This is a genomic window from Algoriphagus antarcticus, assembly GCF_002150685.1.
GTDB classification, from domain to species: Bacteria; Bacteroidota; Bacteroidia; order Cytophagales; family Cyclobacteriaceae; genus Algoriphagus; species Algoriphagus antarcticus.
Genome location: NZ_MSSW01000002.1, coordinates 1 through 17,517 on the forward strand (window position 1 = coordinate 1; position 17,517 = coordinate 17,517).

Here is a 17,517-nt window from a genome sequence, read left to right on the forward strand (position 1 = left end):
ATGTAAACCAAGCCCAAGCTAAAGCAGAAATATTTGAGTTTATAGAGATCTGGTACAACCAGAAAAGGAAACATTCCTACCTCAATTACCTCACCCCCGATCAATTCGGGCAAACAACAAAAAAGAAAGCCGCATAAAATAATAAGACTCGAAAATATCAGGGGGATTTTCCTTCAAAATCCTCCTGATATTTTGAGTAGCCCGCGGCAGGCGAAACATGAAATCAATTTCAAAACAAGCTTAAAATATTGTCCAGCTTTTTGTAGCAAATCCAAACCTTTGCTGTATAATTCCCCAAGATCCAATACCCATGGGGAATTAACAGTTAAATCAATTCTGGCTCGTTCCACCTTCCATCTTCCTTGATGATTTCTATAAGCTTATCAACAGCTTTTTCTGAAGGAACAGAACGCTTCATTACTTCTTTGCCTTTGTACAGTGTGATTTTTCCTTTTCCAGAACCCACATAGCCATAATCGGCATCGGCCATCTCTCCCGGCCCATTTACTATACAGCCCATTATCCCGATTTTCACACCTTTGAGGTGATCAGTTCGCTTACGAATCATCGCGGTAGTCACCTGAAGATCAAAAAGCGTTCTACCGCAAGAAGGACAGGAAATGTATTCGGTCTTGGACATTCTAGTCCGTGCAGCTTGAAGCACTCCAAATCCAACAGAATTATGAAGTTTGACATGATCTAGAATTTCTTCATGACTATGAGCCTTTTCCTTTTTTAAGGAAATAAAAATCCCGTCTCCCAATCCATCAATCAAAACTCCTCCGACGTCTGTAGCAGCATAAAGCATTGTTTCATCCTGTGTTTGATCTGGATAGCTTACTTTCACAATCACCGGAATCTCGGACTTGGCTTCCAGTAAACTTACGAATGCTCTTCTCAAAGCTGGCATTGTATGCTTATTCTCGGTCTCTAAGATAAGAACAGTGTCCTTTCTGCCTGAAGATAGCGCAATCGCTTCTGCAATCTGCGTATCAAAAACCTCTAGGAAATTTAATTCTGAATGTAGTTTCTCGGTAGTTGAAAAGCTGACCAAATCGAAAAGCGGGAATTTATTTTGCTGGTCTGAACCTGTAGTCCAAATAGCTGCATCCTGGATTTCCTTCATGCCATTTGGCAGCATAAAAGGAATAGGATTCGCGCCCGAATAAACGAAATCACATCCCTGATCATTCATTTTCCACTTATCCAGTTCAGGCAAATAGAAATGACCCACAGACTTCATTTCCTTTTCAGTGATCTTTTCGATCTTGGAAATATCAGTAATCACGCGAGGGACATTGTGTCCACCGAAATTGTAAATCTCTGCACTTTGACGCTTGAAATGCTCATATGGATTAACTGGGTATTCTTGAATTGGCTTGATATCAGCATGTCCAGCTCGGTGAGCATATCTATCTATCAATGCTTTAGCAACTGGTGCTTCAAACTCAGGATCTTCGGTAAGTGAAACCCGAACTGTATCTCCCAGTCCGTCTTCCAGCAAAGTGCCAATCCCAACAGCCGATTTGATTCGACCATCTTCGGCTTCACCAGCTTCAGTCACCCCAAGGTGCAAAGGATAAGGCTTGAAACCACCTTCGTCCAACTTCTGCACGAGCAAACGATACGCTTGCACCATCACTTGGGTATTGGAGGACTTCATCGAAATCACGATATCGAAGTAATTCTCGTCTTCACAAATCCTCAAAAATTCCAATGCTGACTCCACCATTCCCAGTGGAGTATCGCCATATCTACTCATGATCCGATCAGAAAGTGAACCGTGGTTGGTTCCAATCCGCATTGCTGTACCATTCTCTTTGCAGATTTTCACCAAAGGCAAAAAACGCTCACGAATACGATCCAATTCATCCTGATAAGTAGCGTCCGTATATTCTATTACTTCAAATTTTTTCTTGTCGGCATAATTCCCAGGATTCACACGTACTTTCTCCACAATTCTCGCTGCAACTTCTGCGGCATTTGGGGTAAAGTGAATATCAGCAACCAATGGTGTATTGTAGCCTCTTTTGCGAAGCCCATCCTTAATATGCCGAAGATTTTCTGCCTCTTTTATGCTTGGAGCAGTGATTCTCACCAGTTCACAACCTGCCTCGATCATTCGGATACTTTGCTCGATAGAGCCTTCGGTATCCATCGTATCCACCGTGGTCATGGACTGTACTACGATCGGATTATCTCCACCCACGATGACATCACCGATTCTAACAGGGATAGTTTTTCTCCTAGAGTAACTCGTCAAGCTATCGCAATAAAGCTGATCTAATGATTTGATAATTGGCTCCATGGGTTTATATATCTCCTAATTGAGGTCGCATTACTATTTCTTCAACAACTGACTGAGGCGAAAGGTTATAGGCAGCCCAGACACTTTCGGCTACATCTTCCGCTTTCATAAATCTTTCTTCTGGCAGATCTGATGCCTCCCAGCTGGACGTATAAGTCGCTCCGGCAAGAATGGAAGTTACTTTGATTTGGTACGGTTTTAATTCTTCCCGTAGACACTTGGTCATACCAAGCATTGCCCATTTGGAAACTGCATACGTCCCGCCATTTGGATAGGCAGTGAGTCCTGCTACCGATCCCATAGTGAAAATATGTCCTGATTTCTTTTCAATCATTTCATTCACAAAACCGCGGGTGAGATAATAAGCGGAATACAGGTTGGTCTGCATCATCAGTTCAAAATTCCCTTCTGGCTCATTGTGAATTGTGCCTGGCAAAAAGACTCCGGTGTTATTTACCAATACATCAGGAATCGCCGCAGCCTTGATTTCATTCACAAATCTGGTCACATCTTCCTTCTTGGAAAGATCTGCCTGTATTGTCAGCACCTCGATTTTCGGATATTTCTCTTCCAGAAAAGTCTTTAGACTAGCCAAATCAGCCTCATTTCTGGCGCAAGTGAAGATATCAAAACCCTCCGCTGCAAAGCGCTCAATGATTGCTCTTCCGATTCCCTTGGTACCTCCTGTGACGAGGATGCTTTTGCTCATTTGATTCGTAGTTTAATAGTTAGTATGACAACTATTTAGCTTACGCAAAGTTACATTAATTTATCAAAACAGAGCCGAAACTTGCATTCTCCCTACATGGACAATCCGATCCAATCCCTGTGAATTTCTACCTTCATAAACTAGATTAAGCTGCAATCCTTCTCCGATTTTTTGAAGCCAATTCACGTTCCAGGTAACATTTGTTCCCGGGGTCAAAGCCTGGAGCATTTCATATCCAACAGGAGAATTAGCAACGCCATTGTAATCGATCTGAATCAATTTGAGATTCCCCGTCAGCGTAGTTTTTACAGCTCGCGCAAAGCGAAGGTCAAGCCCAACTTGATTCAACAGAGCTTTTTCTTTAAACTCATCGTTAGCCGTATTGACTTTTCCAGTGAAGGAATACGTCGCAGTAGTTCTGAAATATGGGGTTGGCTGCCAGGAAAACTCTGGACCAATTTGATTTTGTGAAATATTATAATTTCTATTATCCAAAAAATCAGAAGACGAAATTCGGTTGCCCGTTCCACCCAGAATCCTCAAAGTTGTCTGCCCACTGAAATTATAACGCGTATTCAGCTTCCAATCTTTTTGAATCAAATCCTCGAAACCGCCTGAGAGTAATTGCTTGAACTGGGAATCAAAATACGATAAGTCAAAGCCGTACTTCGCAGATGCTCGATTAAAGAAAAAGCTGGAACGAATTACTTGACGAAGTGATAAAATATCTTCTCGATTCACTCCGCCTACAAATGGATTTATTCGATCCACAAAGTCGTCTGAAGTCACTTTTTTCTCCACACTCAGACTGGTGGTATTGGAAAATCTATGCAGAAAAGCACGCAAACCTCTAGATTCTTTCCATGATTCCGGAAATTTTGCCTGCAAACGATAATTCAAAATACTAGTATATGCCTGTATGTAAGTATCAGTCGGAACAAAAATCTTGATGTACTGTTTCTCTTCAGGATTTATAGCTAGATAAAATTCGTTCAATTGCTGCACCCCATCGCCGTTATCATCTCGCCAGGTGTGGGTTCCATCTCCATTTGGCGCTGGCAAATAGATAAATTCACGCTGCAATTCACGACCGTTCCCTATCGCATAGGAGATTTCATTTCGAATTAGATTTTTACCCAAACTACCCTGGTAATCCACTTTGCCCATTACCGTGAGTTCGGATTGCAGGTCGCGCTGCAAATATTCCAGTTCCCGATAAGTGAATGTACTGCTCAGACTATGCTGGGTCCATTGCTTGCGAAAAGTAAAATTGGAAGTAAATGCGCGTGTATCTTTTAGCAACTCTCCAGCATAAGGAGTCTTATCTTCACGCCAAGCAGCATCTGCCAAGAAGGAGTAGCTAAGCGAGTCATTGCTGCGCAAATAGATTAAATGCTGTTGAAAATTCATCGCAGTACTCACCACAGAATCTGTCTCGGCCCTTCTTAATGCATTTTGATCCAAAGAAAATTGATAGCCAGGTACGACGAGTTTGGAATTATAGCTCACATCACCCAAGTAGCGAGTCCAGTCAGAAGTAAGTGAATCCTGATTAGAATTTAACCGAAAAAACTCTTGCCTAAGTCGTAATCTAGATCCCATCTGAAGATTCCAATTCGCAGAATGCTGCGTACCATTCAGTACATTCGCTCTATTTCTTAGGTAAAAAAGGTAATCAAAACGATTGAGCGCATCTTTTTCAAAACCAATTCCTGCACGAAAAAATTGCTCGGCGGCAGCATTTTGCAAAGCCTGCTGACTCAGTCCCCAATCCCGGTCAAATTCAATGTATCTGAATCGATCGATGAAATTGAAATTGGTGGAATTGTATTCGTATTCTGTCTGGCCTTTCATGGTGTAGCCTTTGAAAAGTGATGATTCCCGACCTTCACTTTGCAGTCCAACCTTCATACCCAGCCCTTGATTGTTATCATCATTCAATTCAGAAAAGAGATTCTGATCTATTGAGGAAAGAGCTAATTCTGTGTAAACTTTCTCATGATCATTCAGCTTGATTCTTGTTCCTGCCGTCACCATTCGCTTGCTGTCAGGCAGTGGAAGTTGGGACAAAATGGAATAATCACCCTGAGGCTGTCCACTTAGCCTCGGCACATATTCATAAACTGTCCCGTTGGACAATTGACTGGAGCGACGATAATCCCCGAGACCGGCTCCCACTTGAGAAAAGCCCAACTCGTAATGCGCCAATTCAGGTTCGTTTGAATATTCAAAATAAATCAATGGATTCCCAAATTCATCAACTTCTGTGATTTTCGCATACAAAATCCTATTCTGATCAAATGCCACACTATCTATCCGCGGGATTCTAGCGAGTTCTGTGCTATCGCCCACAGAAGCCATAAGCCCTAGTTCCTGCTGGGAAAAATCAGAAAATAGTGGCCGGTTTCTATTGTCTTTCTCTTGGTAATAATTCAGATAAACATCAACTTTCCCATTGGTCTGGGTATGATTCGCACCGATAATGGATCGGGAATAATTGCGCTCCGCATATTCAAAATCCACTCGAACTCTGGAATATTGTGTAATCAGAACTTTCGGTGTAAAGGTGATTTCTGCCTGATTATAATCAATCACATAATCTTCATTGAATCCGCGCTTGAGCTGCTTTCCATCCAGAAACACGCGCTCAGAATTTGCCATGATGATTACAAAGCGCTCATTATTTGGTCCGCTGACTCTATATGGACCGAGTACTCCTTCCAAAATCGGTAATTGTATGGAAGCAAATTTCCCTTTGGCAATGGAGGCAAAAGCCTGAGAACTTGCCGTCCAATTATCATTCATTTTATAATTGGACGTAAACTGCAAGCCTTGCACATTTTTATAGTAGCGCAAAAACTCAGACTGTCTTTGCTGAAGCACCACATCTCCCGCGGCCAAGCTAAAATCATCGTTATACAATTCAATTAGTACATTGTCAAAGTCCTGAATTTGCTGGGTATTTCCTTCAGGCTGAAAAGGAACATTTTGATCAGTGATGCTTGCACGAATTTTAAGATTCTCAGCTATATCTCCTTCTAGCTGTAAATTGAGGGCAGAGTTCACAAATACATTTTGCGTATTTCCGAAGGATATCCCGCGCGTGAGACTTCCGGATTTATAGAGATTCGTGGTGGGAAAAAGCTCTTCCCGAAAGTCGAATGCAGGCAACTCGGCCATTCGATTATCCTTGAATTGGGCAGTGGAATCGTAATCCGCGAGTAATGTCCTGCGAGCAATCGGCTGATCAAAGCGAAGAGAAAAAGTCCGATAGCAAAGCAAAAGTGAATCAGGCTTACTGTCATTTTCAAAAACTACTTGAACCTTGTTCGTGCTGAGTTCATACTTGAATTCGTAGGATTTTCCATTTTTATCGGTAATTCTGATCGTTTCCTCAAGTATGGAAAGTGAGTCTGGGACAGTAGGATTGACAAACATTTCTGATTCTATCCATCGACATTTTTCCTGAGCTTTTAACGAAGTAAAACAGCCCAACAATAAAATCCAGAAAAGTAGCCAAACGCGCATGCTTACTTCGAAATACCTTTTGATTTGAAGATACTAATTAGATAAATTATCCTATCAATGGAAAGGTGAGATAGAAAGTGGTTCCCTTTCCCATCTCTGTTTCAAACCAGATTTTACCACCCGCAGTCTCCACTCCACTTTTTGCGATAGCCAATCCCAAACCTGATCCAGTGGACTTGGTAGAGAAATTAGGAATGAAAATCTTGTCCTTCAGTTCGTCTGTAATTCCTTTGCCATTATCCGTGATTTCCAGAAAAACTGCCTGATCTGTCAACCATAACCAGACTCTGATCACAGGCTTCACTCCTGGCTCCACGGCTTGAATGCCATTGATTACAAGATTTGAAATTACTCTTCCGAAAAGCTTATCATCGCCCATAATAGGAATATTCTTGGTAAATGAATCATCCTGAAAAACCAATTCCACCTCCTGGTCACCGCTAAAGAGATCCAATACTTGATTCACCACCAATTTGAAATTCATCAACTCACTATTCGGCAGCGGCATTTTTGCAAAAGTGGAAAAAGAAGAAGCAATACCACTCAGAGCATCCACTTGATGAATCAAGGTCTCCAGTGATCTTTTAAGCTTTTCCGCATCGTCTAATCTGCCCGCATCTTGGAGACGAATCAAATGCTGAAGCGTGAGCTTCATCGGTGTCAGTGGATTCTTAATCTCATGTGCAACCTGCTTTGCCATCTCCCGCCAAGCAGACTCTTTCTCTGTGGAAGCCAGCACTTTTTTACTGTTTTCCAGTTTGAAAAGCATGTTGTTATATTCGTTCACCAGCAAGCCAATTTCATCCTTGGAACCCCAATACATGGGTTCGTTATTCTCCAGATTGGTAGCTTTTAGCTTTTGCGTCAGCAACTTGAAAGGAAAAGTAAGATTGGTAGAAACGAAATAAGAGACGAACAAAAAGAGGATGAAAATCACCACAAAGGCATTGAAAATATTACTAAGCACATCTGCGATAAGCGTATTGAGCTCGGCTTCAGATTCAAAAAATGGCACAGCCAAAATCCCCAGATTCTCTTGGTTAGTAGTAGCTGGAATTGACAAATAAACTGTCTTATAAAGTAACTTCCCTATTTGCTCGTCGGCCAGGTATTGACTTTGCCCCATCTCTTCGATCTCAGCAATCGCTTTAGGATTGATCAGCGGGGCCAGGATTTTCTTTTCAAATATATTCGGACGATTGGTAGATTCCAGCTTGCCTTCCGCGCTATAGACGTGAATGTCACTAGCCGTAGTATTCGCCAGTTCGTTTACTTCTTCGTTGAGTAGATCCTCGTCCACATTTTCGGGCTTCTGGTTATTCAGGAAACTACCCAGATTACCTCTGATCAGCGCCGCCTTTTGCATATACTGTCGATCCAGATCATCGCGATAACTATTTGCCAAAAGCCCAATCGTAATGATACTGATGATAATGATAGGAAAGAAGAAAGCAAAGTTCAGATAAAGCTGAAGCTTAGTGGAATAATTGAATTCGAAATTCTTGACTCCAGTGATCAGCGTATTGATCAGAATAGTCAAAAAAGTCATGATCACAAAGAGTACGAAGAAGAGAGAAATATTTCCAAAAAAGTGAGCTAAGGAGATATTCCTGGAGGACACAATTACCAATTCACCTCCATTTTTTATCCCAAAATGATGAAATCCATTTTGATGAACTCCTTCAGTTAGCAATTTTTTTCGAGTCAAAGCTTGCTCAAATCCTTTGCTCAAATAATTAAATGTTCCAGAGTTTCTGATAAATTCAGAATCTTTGAAAATGGCATAATCATAAAGTATAAGATCAAGCTTGTCGTTATATTTCTTGTCCAATAATAGCTTAGGATAGACACTTGTTGGCTGTACGCGCAATTGTCGAAGTTCAAGAATGATTGTGCCTAACGATGAACCATCCTTGCTCATTGGGACAAATGCTATAAATCGATTTCCATTTGCAGATTCATTGCCTCGGATAAAATACAAGTCCTTCACACTGGTGGCGAAATCACTTTTGATATATTCCAATTGTATATCCTCTAGATTATCGGAGTTAGCAGAACCTAATATTTGTTGTCCTGATGAAGAGAACACGCGGACTTGAACCTCAAACTGATCAAAGTAATTATCCAGATAATATCTCCTGATTTTGGTTTCTATTGGATCTTTGGAGAAAAGTGGATCAGCTATCCTATTTTGAATGAATAAATCACTTTTGATACGAGTAAAGATTTCCCCTAAGAAAAACTCAGTCATCACATCATTTTCGATAAGATTTTGATTTGCGAAGCGGGTTTTGGATTGAATCAATTCACTTTTCTCTGTCTGAAAAGTGCTAATTCCTCCAATAATCGCAGTTACCAAACACGCAAAGAAGAAAGTGAGAAATGTATCTAATCCAAGTTTAAAGGCATTTTTGAAGAGCTCAAGCCGAATGACAGTGAGTAGAAATCCAAGATGAATAAGCCAAACTACACCGCCCCACACTGTAAAGAAGAATAATATACCGCCGATAGGAAACCCGATGATTGCTATCCATTTGTAATAAACTTTTTTGCGCTGATGGATCTCCAGAAGCAAACTAAACATCGTCAGCGTGACCAAAACATATACCGCACCCCAAAGGAAAAGCATAAAAAAGCTTATGCCTTTGAACCAATCAAATGAGGGAATGGAGCTAATATCCAAGGCCCACTGAGAATTGACCATCAAATCCCGTGGCAGAGACCACACCAAATACATACCAATGGAACTCACAAATAGTGTGAAAAAGTAGAATACCAGAAACTCACTGCGAGACTTCAAGACTTTTATTTTCTCGTGCATAGTCTTGGAAGCCAGCTGAAAAATTACCATCACCAAGATAAGAACCACACATAAAGTGTTGATCAGCAAATCCCCTAGACTTGGATTGAACCAGGACGACGCATAATTCGCCGAATCGAATAGCGACAAAGTGAGATAGTTACTTGGGAAATCCAGCAGCAGCATCATCATCCTAAATGCTGCAAGTATGAAAATGGCATAGCCGATAGCTTGCCATCTTCTGCCAGATTTCCACTTGCTCAGCACAAAATCTGAACTCAATAGAAAATAAAGCAGGAAAACAGAAGCAAAGAAAATTAGGATGGCAGGGTTCACCACCCTACCCGCAGGACTGTAGCCAAAAAGGAAATTGATTCCAAATAGCGGAATACCTACTGGATTCTTGACTACTGCTGACGCTTCTTCAGGATTTGCAAAAAGCTCAAACCGATCATTGCCAAAGATGTTAGGATTTGCACCAGTGATTAGATAATTGTTTTCAATATTGCCCGGCCAAATCAAGCGAAGCACATGAAGCATTACATAATCCGCCTTATTCCTTTTAACATTTCGAACCTTAAGCAGAAGTGTACCATAGGCATCTTCTATGAGTTGGTATTCTTTTGAAAGATCAACTTTAGAAAAATCAAGAGTAAGCGTGAAATCAGACCAATACAGAAGGTCTTTTTCTGGACTTAATATGAAAAAAGGATACTTGTGAATAGGCGTACTTATTTGCCCAAAGCTTAGGGAGTCATCTGGCCCGACATCCATGAGAATCTTAATAAAATCCTCATCAAATTCTTTATCTACAGCCTGCACACGATCCTGTAAAGCTTGCAAATAGGTTTCTTGATCGCTTTTCTGGAAGAAAAAGAAATTCAATACTAACACAGCAAGTAAAGAGAATATACTGATCAAGATGATCAGGCGACGTAAATCATGCTTCATTTAGACGTAAAATAAAAAAAGCAAAGTCCTTGATCAAACTTTGCTCTTCTATTCATTTAGTGCAAGGCTATTTTCGCCTTTCTTTTTTTAGCATTTCGATACCAGAAAAATCCCAGTACCATCGCTATTAGATATGGCATGACAAAAAGATACATGATTCCAAGGTTCAAACCAGCTCCAATGCTGGTATCTCCATTACTCACGTTATTTTCTACAGATGCTCGGCACATAGCACACTGAGCAAAACTGGCAGTGTGAAACAGAAAAGCAACGAGCGAAAGAAATCCTATTTTGAAAGCTTTTTTCATACTATTTCCTACGGTTTATAAGTAACGCAGGTTTTTAATGTACATAATAAGGACTGATCATCAAGTAAACTATCACGCCCGTGACAGTCACATAAAGCCAGATCGGGTAGGCAAATTTAACAACTTTTCTGTGCTTCGCACGCTGATCTGTATATCCATAGTAATATGCAAAGAGGATCGGGAAAAGCGCCACTGCTGCCAACACTATATGAGTGAGCAAAATGAAGTAATAGACGCTTCGGATCATCCCTTCTCCACCAAATGAGGTGCTTTCGGCTGCCGCATGATATATCACATAGGAAACCAAAAATATCGCTCCCAGCCCAAATGCCACCGTCATAGAGGCACGGTGATAAGGAATGCTACCTTTTTTGATAAATACCAACCCAGCAATCAGTGCTAAAGTCGCAGCGGAATTAATTACCGCATTCAGATGAGGCAGGAAATAAACCCACTCCGAGCCTAAATCAATTTTTGATGGCATGAAGATAAGCACAGCCACCGCTACAGGGATGATCACAGACATGGCAATAATCCACCCCTTCACCTTCCCCTCATTCTCTAACAAACTATTTCCCTTCGCTTGCATGCAATAATACTTTAGTCTCTAACATCAATAAATCCACATCCTCACGTGAGGTACCACTATAGTATCCTCTGATCCGTCCAAGTTCATCTATAAGCACAAACTTATCACTGTGTACAAAATCATCCGGAACGCCCATTCCGTCGACGGAAGGGATGATAAAACCGCATTTTGCTAAGTCATAAGTCTCTTGCACACCACCTGTAAGAAAATCCCATTTGCCAGCCTCGGCATTGTGCTTCTCGGCATATTCTTTTAAGATTTCAGGAGTATCGAAGGTAGGATCGATACTAATGGACATGATCTGAACACGATCTTCGTCCCTGAACATATCGTTTACGCGTTCCATTTCAGCAGACATTTCAGGGCAAATACTTGGACATGAGGTGAAAAAAAAGTCAACTATTGTGACCTTTCCTTCCATATCAGTTCTTCCCACAGTTTCCCCTTCTTGATTGGTGAAAGAAAACTCAGGAATATAATGCTGAGTGGTATCAGCAATTGGGCATTCTCTAAATGGATTATCTACTCCTTTTTCGAAAAAGACAGGAATATCGTAGTTGTTACTGCCGAAGCCTTTAAGAAATAGGAAAATCAAAATGGGGACTAATAGGATGCAAACCAGTACAAACCCTTGCAAAATTCTCAAACTTCTCATATTAATGGTTTAACAAAAAAGAAGGTCAAAGTGTCTCACTTCAACCTTCTTTTTTTATATATCTTTTTAACTTCTGATCAAAACCAGCGCAGAGAAAATATGTCTGTGCCTTCTTTAAAAAGGACTATGATTAGCCAAAACAGAAATATAATCGGAACGAGAATGGCATAGATCATCGGTTTCACCTCGTCGCCAAGGTGCATAAATTCCATCATGATATATTTAGCCTTCCATACTGTCAAAATCATAAACAATACATAAAGAAGTATACCTCTAGGCATTGTGAAGGCCATTATAAATTCTGCTGTCGTAATAGCAAGCAAGATTAAAGCAGTCTTCCAAATTTTCTTGATCTTCTCATTGTTCTTAGGGACTACATTGAGAGTTGATTTATTTTCTTGAATATCCATAATTCTAATTTTTAGTGCTTAGATCAGGTAGAATAAAGTAAATACAAAGACCCAAACAAGGTCTACAAAGTGCCAATACAAGCCGATTTTTTCAACCATCTCGTAGTGACCTCGTCTGTCGTAAACTCCTACAGCTGCCTGATAAAACACCATGAAAAGAAGCAACACACCGATAGTAACATGGAAACCGTGGAAACCTGTGATGAAGAAGAAAAGGTTGGCAAATGATGCTGGACCGTATTCATTTACGAGCAGATTGGCTCCAAATACTGTTTCCGTCACATATCGGCCGATGTCATTAACATACTTCAAAACTGCTCCTCCTTCTGATCCATGGATGAAGTGATTCCACTCCCAAGCCTGACAGCTCAAGAAAGTAATCCCTCCAACGAGTGTCCAAAGCATCCATTTTACTACATCATTTCTATCATTTCTGTGACCAGCTTCTACAGCCAGTACCATTGTAACAGAACTTGCAATCAAGATAAACGTCATCAAACCAACAAATACAAGCGGTGCGTGAACACCATGTACAAACGGTATGGCATCAAATACCAATTCAGGAATCGGCCAGTATTCGTTTGAACCTACAAATTCATTAGCAGGCCCAGCATAAGCAGGATAACTGACACGAATGGAGAGGTAGGTAATTAAAAAAGCAGCAAAAGTAAAGATATCCGAAAGAAGGAAAAACCACATCATTAGTTTTCCATAACTGGCTTTGAGGGGTTCATTACCACCTCCCCAGACGCCTCTTTTCGAGCTTACTCCTATAGCAGTAGAATGCGCAGACATAAGTTATTGATTTGTACTTGGTTTATTTTAATGATTCAAAAGCAAAAACATAAATAGATATAACCACAGAGCAGCGAGAAAATGCCAAAATGTAATTGCCATTTCAAGCGTATCCAATGACTTGGAATGTACTTTATATCTGAAAGTCGAAATTAATACAATAATCAGAAATATCACACCACTGATTAAGTGAACAGCATGCAATCCTGTGAACACATAGAGAAACGATCCCGAAGGATTGCCTACGAAAAACACATTTGCATCTACCAAAGCCACCCAACTATACCACTGACCAACAAGAAAAGCAATTCCAAACAGAAGTGCTAGCCCAAGACCTGCTCTAAGGCCTGTGAAGTTATCTTTTTTAGCCGATGCATAGGAATATTGGAGGAATATACTACTTAGGATCACAATACCGGAAGTGTACCAGAAAATTGTTGGCAGATCGTATTCCAGCCAATTGCCTTCAGACTGTCTCACTATATAAGCACTGGTAAGACCAGCAAAGATCATAACTATAGTCACTAAGAAAAGCCATAAAGCAAACTTCTTAGGATGCATTGCGATAGGCTGATCAACCATATCGACGTATTTAAGTTCTTTTTCCATCGTTAAGGCAGTTTATCTAATAAGTAAGCAATCTGTACGACTGGCAAATATAGAAAGGAGCCAAACATAATTCTAAGAGCTGATTTGCGCGAGCAATCTTTCATCAAAGAGAAAGTTTGAGCAAGAAATAAAACTCCACATACAGTCGCAACAATTCCAGAAGTCATCCCAGTGAGTCCAAAATAACTTGGCAGCAATCCCAGAGGCAACAGGAAAAGGGTGTAAATCATTATTTGAATAGCAGTGTTCAAGTCCTTCCCTCCGCCGCTAGGCAAAAGTTTAAAGCCAGCTGCTTTGTAATCTTCATCTCCTACCCAAGCAATCGCCCAGAAATGCGGGAACTGCCAGATAAATTGAATCCCGAAAATGATCAAAGCTTCATGTGAGATAGCTCCAGTAGCAGCCGTCCAACCCAAAAGTGGAGGAAGTGCGCCTGGTATAGCTCCAACAAATACTGCAATCGGGCCGACTCTCTTCAGTGGTGTATAAACAAACACATATAACACCATACTCAAAATCCCCAACCATGTGGTCAACGGATTGGTGAAATACCAAAGTAGGCCAACGCCAATAATAGCTACAATGGAAGTAACCCATAGCGCTTCTTGCAAAGAAATAAGTTTTAAGGGAAGTGGGCGGTTTTGAGTTCGCTTCATCAGCTTATCCAAATCACGCTCCAATATCTCATTAGCAGCGCAGGATGCACCGCTTATTAAGAAGCCGCCAAGAGTCAGTCCTAGAAATCCAGACCAACCAAAACTCACTCCTCGATCACCAAGTATGTAGCCAAATACTGCTGAGAAGGTAACCAAAGCTGAAAGCCTTAATTTGATCAACTCAGCGTAAGCTTTAATTTTGCTTAGAACTAAACTACTAAAATGGTCAGTTACTTCAACTGTCCTCATGGTCAATTTGTATTTAATCGAAACTGAATGTTATCTCTGATTTCAAGTAGCAAAATAACTTGCACTCCGATAATCAAAGAACCAAATAAGAGATGGATAGGCTGAAGAAATGCTGGGATACCGAAGTAAGCCATTCCCATTCCTGTAGCTATTTCCAGTATAATCAGAATCATCAAGACCTGAGACCAAAGATTTACTTGAGATCTTCTTAGGGTGTATTTGTATGCCCAGAAGAAGTACAACACGTGGATTCCTAATAGAACCAATGAAAAGGATCGGTGAATGAGGAAATCTAAACCTATTCGACCTATCCACTCGTCTCTAAGCATGTTCCCAAGTGAGGATGAGATTAAATCAATCTGCTCACGCACCTGCGTACCTAAGACAATCTGAACCAGCATTAAAATAGTACCTATTACTAATACCATCTCAATTTTTCGCGGAACATCCATTTTCACTTCTTTGCTTTTGATCAATTTGCCAGATCTATGATAAACGTAGATCAATAAAGAAACCAACAGCAAAGCAAGCATCATATGGAAAGTAATCATCCAGTGCAGCAAATTTGTAGATACTACAATAGAACCTATCCAGCCTATGAATACAACCAGAATAAGATTTAAAATAGACAAAATCGGTATCCATCGATCAGACTTTCCGAGTGGAAATGACTTCCAAACAGTAAGAACAATCAACAAACCAATCACAACTCCAGCCAACCGATTGAGGTATTCAATCCAAGTTTTGACTGGATTAAATTCTTCCTCGATAAGTATTGACTTATCATTGGCTATTTCATTGGCTTTTTCTGAGAATCCTAATTTTTCAAGTGTTGCCACGAACCGTTCATTCTTGGCTAATCTTTTATTGAGATAAATCTCCTGATAGTTTGCTGGCAGTTGATCCAAACTAGTGGGCGGAATGATACTCCCAAAGCATTTCGGCCAGTCGGGACAACCCATTCCAGAGCCGGAACTTCTAACTATCCCACCGATAAGAATCAGTAAATAAACAGCTATCACCGTGATTACACTTACACGGCGAAAGCTATTTAAAGACGTATCAGTGAATTGTTTCATTTGAAACCAAAACGTCTTCCTCTTCTTTCATTATATCCAATTCTGCCTGAACCAATTCCTGCTCGTGAGGAAGATTAGACTCAGGAGTGGCGGAAAGAGGTACAGTCTGCGGAATGAAATCCTCTTCAGCACCTGGCTTAGAATAATCATAAGGCCATCTATAGATGGTAGGAATCTCACCTGGCCAGTTGCCGTGTCCGGGATGAAGTGGAGTAGTCCACTCAAGAGTATTTGATCTCCAAGGATTCAATGTAGCTTTTCTACCTCTATACATAGAATAGAAGAAGTTGAACAAGAAGATGAATTGTGCCGCAAATGTGATGATAGCAGCTACAGAAACAAACATGTTAAGGTCGGTGTACATATTGGCAAACTCAAAGTTTGTCCAGCTATAGTATCTTCTTGGGAAACCAGCAATACCGATGTAGTGCATAGGGAAGAACACCAGATAAACGCCAACAAATGTGAGCCAGAAGTGAATATAGCCCAATTTAGCATCCATCATTCTACCAAACATCTTAGGGAACCAGTGGTATATACCAGCCACCATTCCGAAGAAGGAAGCTGCCCCCATCACCAAGTGAAAGTGAGCTACTACGAAGTAGGTATCGTGCAATTGAATATCAATAGCAGAGTTTCCCAAGAAAATCCCCGTCAATCCACCAGAAATAAAGAATGAAACTAGCCCTATTGAAAACAACATCGCAGGAGTGAAGATCAAATTACCTCTCCAAAGTGTAGTCAAATAGTTGAATACCTTCACTGCAGAAGGAATCGCAATGATCAACGTCAGGAACATGAAGATAGATCCAAGAAATGGATTCAAACCGGACACGAACATATGGTGAGCCCAAACCACAAAGGAAAGAACAGTAATACCCAGCAAAGAAATAATCATTGCTTTGTATCCAAAGATTGGTTTTCTAGAATTAGTAGAAATAACTTCAGAAGTAATACCCAAAGCAGGAAGCAATACAATGTAAACTTCAGGGTGACCTAAGAACCAGAACAAATGCTGATATAATACAGGGCTTCCACCAGTATTTGGAAGAGCCTCTCCGCCAATGTAGATATCAGAAAGGTAGAATGATGTACCAAAGCTTCTGTCAAATACCAATAATAAAGCAGCTGCAAATAAAACTGGAAAGGACAATAAACCGATAACTGCAGTCAGGAAGAACGCCCAAATGGTCAAAGGGAGTTTTGAGAAAGACATCCCTTTTGTTCTCAAGTTAATTACAGTAGTAATGTAATTGATACCGCCCATTAATGAAGAGGCAATAAACAATGTCATCGCAATCAACCACAACGTCATACCTAGACCAGAACCTGGGATAGCTTGTTCCAAAGCAGATAGAGGCGGATAAACCACCCAACCACCGGCTGCAGGGCCAGTCTTCAGGAATAGAGAAATAAACATGATCACACCGGAAAGGAAAAACAACCAATAAGAAAGCATGTTCATAAAACCTGATGCCATATCTCTTGCACCAATTTGCAAAGGAATCAGGAAGTTGGAGAATGTACCACTCAACCCTGCAGTCAGCACAAAGAATACCATGATGGTACCGTGCATCGTCACAAGTGCGAGATAGAATGTAGGATCTAGTGCTCCAGACTCGTCAATCCATCCACCTAAAATCGGGCGAAGGAAAGACATATCCATTTCTGGAAATCCCAATTGTAATCTAAATAAGATAGAAAGAAATCCTCCTAGAAGAGCCCAAAACATACCTGTGACCAAGTATTGCTTTGCGATCATTTTGTGATCTTGGGAGAAAATATATTTGGTTACAAAATTATCATGGTGCTCATGTTCTTGTGCTGCGTCATGATTTGCGACAGATGCTGTTGACATAATCTATAATTTT

14 protein-coding genes are annotated in these 17,517 nt (G+C 40.7%); 1 reads left to right on the plus strand and 13 read right to left on the minus strand.

All coding sequences use genetic code 11. The annotated features are described in order from the left end of the window. On the plus strand, positions 1–137 hold a 137-nt coding region (locus BVH04_RS26535; protein WP_140160497.1), incomplete at its 5' end, for an IS3 family transposase. Positions 138–325: 188 nt separating this feature from the next. Here the strand turns inward: BVH04_RS26535 and ispG are convergent. The 13 genes from ispG to BVH04_RS01225 all read right to left on the minus strand — a co-directional run bounded on the left by ispG (position 326) and on the right by BVH04_RS01225 (position 17,504). Further along, on the minus strand, positions 326–2,308 hold the full coding sequence (ispG, locus tag BVH04_RS01165) for a (E)-4-hydroxy-3-methylbut-2-enyl-diphosphate synthase (protein ID WP_086539511.1): 1,983 nt from the start codon (positions 2,306–2,308) through the stop codon (positions 326–328). A 4-nt stretch (positions 2,309–2,312) separates the two neighbouring features. After that, positions 2,313–3,017 (minus strand): SDR family oxidoreductase, encoded by a 705-nt coding sequence (locus BVH04_RS01170; protein WP_086539512.1) that lies wholly within the window; start codon positions 3,015–3,017, stop codon positions 2,313–2,315. Between the two features lie 63 nt (positions 3,018–3,080). After that, the gene (locus tag BVH04_RS01175; RefSeq protein ID WP_086539513.1) at positions 3,081–6,545 is read right to left on the minus strand and encodes a hypothetical protein; all 3,465 of its coding nucleotides are present in this window, start codon (positions 6,543–6,545) and stop codon (positions 3,081–3,083) included. 46 nt (positions 6,546–6,591) lie between these two features. Continuing rightward, the gene (locus BVH04_RS01180; RefSeq protein WP_086539514.1) at positions 6,592–10,296 is read right to left on the minus strand and encodes a sensor histidine kinase; all 3,705 of its coding nucleotides are present in this window, start codon (positions 10,294–10,296) and stop codon (positions 6,592–6,594) included. A 56-nt stretch (positions 10,297–10,352) separates the two neighbouring features. Next, on the minus strand, positions 10,353–10,604 hold the full coding sequence (locus tag BVH04_RS01185; RefSeq protein ID WP_086539515.1) for a hypothetical protein: 252 nt from the start codon (positions 10,602–10,604) through the stop codon (positions 10,353–10,355). Between the two features lie 34 nt (positions 10,605–10,638). After that, positions 10,639–11,193 (minus strand): DUF420 domain-containing protein, encoded by a 555-nt coding sequence (locus BVH04_RS01190; RefSeq protein WP_086539516.1) that lies wholly within the window; start codon positions 11,191–11,193, stop codon positions 10,639–10,641. Then, a complete protein-coding gene (locus BVH04_RS01195; RefSeq protein ID WP_086539517.1) occupies positions 11,174–11,848 on the minus strand; it encodes an SCO family protein in 675 nt (224 codons plus the stop codon). Before BVH04_RS01195 ends, BVH04_RS01190 begins: the two co-directional genes overlap by 20 nt. A gap of 77 nt (positions 11,849–11,925) precedes the next feature. After that, positions 11,926–12,258: a cytochrome C oxidase subunit IV family protein gene (locus tag BVH04_RS01200; protein WP_086539518.1), complete on the minus strand. Its 333-nt coding sequence runs from the start codon at positions 12,256–12,258 to the stop codon at positions 11,926–11,928. A gap of 18 nt (positions 12,259–12,276) precedes the next feature. Next, a complete protein-coding gene (locus tag BVH04_RS01205) occupies positions 12,277–13,053 on the minus strand; it encodes a cytochrome c oxidase subunit 3 (protein ID WP_086539519.1) in 777 nt (258 codons plus the stop codon). Between the two features lie 27 nt (positions 13,054–13,080). Continuing rightward, on the minus strand, positions 13,081–13,662 hold the full coding sequence (locus tag BVH04_RS01210) for a cytochrome c oxidase subunit 3 (protein ID WP_086539520.1): 582 nt from the start codon (positions 13,660–13,662) through the stop codon (positions 13,081–13,083). Positions 13,663–13,664: 2 nt separating this feature from the next. Continuing rightward, positions 13,665–14,567, minus strand: a complete 903-nt coding sequence (gene cyoE, locus BVH04_RS01215; RefSeq protein ID WP_086539521.1) for a heme o synthase — start codon at positions 14,565–14,567, stop codon at positions 13,665–13,667. A gap of 2 nt (positions 14,568–14,569) precedes the next feature. After that, on the minus strand, positions 14,570–15,646 hold the full coding sequence (locus tag BVH04_RS01220; protein WP_086539522.1) for a COX15/CtaA family protein: 1,077 nt from the start codon (positions 15,644–15,646) through the stop codon (positions 14,570–14,572). Next, positions 15,630–17,504 carry a cytochrome c oxidase subunit I gene (locus tag BVH04_RS01225; protein ID WP_086539523.1) on the minus strand — a complete coding sequence of 625 codons (1,875 nt, stop codon included), beginning with the start codon at positions 17,502–17,504 and terminating at the stop codon, positions 15,630–15,632. Before BVH04_RS01225 ends, BVH04_RS01220 begins: the two co-directional genes overlap by 17 nt. Between the last annotated feature and the right edge of the window lie 13 nt (positions 17,505–17,517).

Coding starts and splice junctions, on each gene's coding strand:
- BVH04_RS01210 (WP_086539520.1), bottom strand. CDS start 13,662: ATGGAAAAAGAACTTAAATACGTCGATATGGTTGATCAGCCTATCGCA.
- cyoE (WP_086539521.1), bottom strand. CDS start 14,567: ATGAGGACAGTTGAAGTAACTGACCATTTTAGTAGTTTAGTTCTAAGC.
- BVH04_RS01225 (WP_086539523.1), bottom strand. CDS start 17,504: ATGTCAACAGCATCTGTCGCAAATCATGACGCAGCACAAGAACATGAG.
- BVH04_RS01185 (WP_086539515.1), bottom strand. CDS start 10,604: ATGAAAAAAGCTTTCAAAATAGGATTTCTTTCGCTCGTTGCTTTTCTG.
- BVH04_RS01200 (WP_086539518.1), bottom strand. CDS start 12,258: ATGGATATTCAAGAAAATAAATCAACTCTCAATGTAGTCCCTAAGAAC.
- ispG (WP_086539511.1), bottom strand. CDS start 2,308: ATGGAGCCAATTATCAAATCATTAGATCAGCTTTATTGCGATAGCTTG.
- BVH04_RS01205 (WP_086539519.1), bottom strand. CDS start 13,053: ATGTCTGCGCATTCTACTGCTATAGGAGTAAGCTCGAAAAGAGGCGTC.
- BVH04_RS01195 (WP_086539517.1), bottom strand. CDS start 11,848: ATGAGAAGTTTGAGAATTTTGCAAGGGTTTGTACTGGTTTGCATCCTA.
- BVH04_RS01190 (WP_086539516.1), bottom strand. CDS start 11,193: ATGCAAGCGAAGGGAAATAGTTTGTTAGAGAATGAGGGGAAGGTGAAG.
- BVH04_RS01180 (WP_086539514.1), bottom strand. CDS start 10,296: ATGAAGCATGATTTACGTCGCCTGATCATCTTGATCAGTATATTCTCT.
- BVH04_RS01170 (WP_086539512.1), bottom strand. CDS start 3,017: ATGAGCAAAAGCATCCTCGTCACAGGAGGTACCAAGGGAATCGGAAGA.
- BVH04_RS01175 (WP_086539513.1), bottom strand. CDS start 6,545: ATGCGCGTTTGGCTACTTTTCTGGATTTTATTGTTGGGCTGTTTTACT.
- BVH04_RS01220 (WP_086539522.1), bottom strand. CDS start 15,646: ATGAAACAATTCACTGATACGTCTTTAAATAGCTTTCGCCGTGTAAGT.